This is a genomic window from Nocardia sp. NPDC059228, assembly GCF_042754245.1.
Classification (GTDB): Bacteria; Actinomycetota; Actinomycetes; order Mycobacteriales; family Mycobacteriaceae; genus Nocardia.
Genome location: NZ_JBHZAL010000124.1, coordinates 1 through 1,287 on the forward strand (window position 1 = coordinate 1; position 1,287 = coordinate 1,287).

Here is a 1,287-nt window from a genome sequence, read left to right on the forward strand (position 1 = left end):
GTCCTCAATCGCCGGACAGGCTTCTTGGGGCGTTACGCCAACTGTGCGGTGGCGTAGGCGTTTTGGTCCCCTTCGTGGTGTCGTGCGGGAGCATCGGGGCTGTGCTGAGTACCGGAGCCCTACGGGCCCATCTGCTGGCCGCCCGACTGGCCGGCCCCGTGGCCACCACGCGAGAGCAGAGCCTGCGCAGTTACCGGCTCTTCGCCGCCCGCGATCCGCGTGCGACGCTGGGGCTCACCCCCGAACGGGCCTGGTGCGAGAGCGACTTGCTGCGGCTCATGGCCGACCGGTGCGGGGTCTCCGGGGATCCCGCGCATGTCTCCGGCGATGATGTCATCGACCCCGAGCGGACGTTGAGCAGCCTCGACGCGTTCGCCGCGCGCCTCGGCAGTGCCGCCGGCCGGCGGGCTCCCGTGCTGTTCGGGACCGGGCATCCGGACCGGCTGATCGGGTTCTACGCGGGTCTCGCAGACGCTTTGTCGGCGGCGGGATGTCTCGTCCTCACCCCCGCGAAGGGGCGATGTATCGACATAACGACCCGGTTCGGCGTACGCACGCACAGCCTGGACTACGTACGACGAGTCGCGTTGGTGCGGGAATCCGAAGCGTCGCACGCCGGGAGTGAGACCGGCGCGCACAGCCATTCCCCCCTCCCCGTTCGGGTGGTGCTGGACAGCGTGGCCGAGGCCGGCGGGCCGCTTCCCGAGTTGGTCGTGGGAGACCACGGATGGGTCTGCGGAGCAGGTCAGTTGGGCATTGAGGCCGTCGGCCTCGCGGACACCGACGACCCCGCGCTGTTCGTCGGCGAGGCGGAGGGGCGAGTCTCCGTCGTGGTCCCGGTTGACGACGGTGTGCGGTCCGACTACTACCGCCCGTTGACTCGCTATGTACTCAATCGAGCGTGTCTGTCACAGTAGGAGACCATGTGCTGCTCCTCTTCCCCACTCGCATCACCCGCCCCTAGTCTGGGGAGTGAGCGCGCAGCGACGAAGAGTCACCGGAGGGGAAGCCGGTGGCCGTCGGGTGCGGAAGGTACAGGTGGGTCATGGCTGCTGGCAGCGAGAGGCCTCTCAATGAGGTCAAGTTCCTTACCGTGGCGGAAGTCGCCTCGGTGATGCGAGTGTCGAAGATGACCGTGTACCGATTGGTGCACAGCGGTCATCTGCCGGCGATCCGGGTGGGCAGGTCTTTCCGGGTTCCGGAGCAAGCGGTTCACGAGTATCTCCGCGAGTCTTTCGTGGGGGTCGAATCCGCCTGAGATTTCCCTCGGATTACGTCCCTCACTCC

At 67.4% G+C, this 1,287-nt stretch carries 2 protein-coding genes; both read left to right on the forward strand.

Going from position 1 to position 1,287, the window contains the following annotated elements; all coding sequences use genetic code 11:
• Positions 1 to 101 precede the first annotated feature (101 nt).
• Positions 102 to 917, forward strand: a complete 816-nt coding sequence (locus tag ACFXKA_RS42890; protein WP_379431891.1) for a phosphatase — start codon at positions 102 to 104, stop codon at positions 915 to 917.
• Positions 918 to 1,045: 128 nt separating this feature from the next.
• Positions 1,046 to 1,258: a helix-turn-helix domain-containing protein gene (locus ACFXKA_RS42895; protein ID WP_014046653.1), complete on the forward strand. Its 213-nt coding sequence runs from the start codon at positions 1,046 to 1,048 to the stop codon at positions 1,256 to 1,258.
• The last annotated feature ends 29 nt before the right edge of the window (positions 1,259 to 1,287 follow it).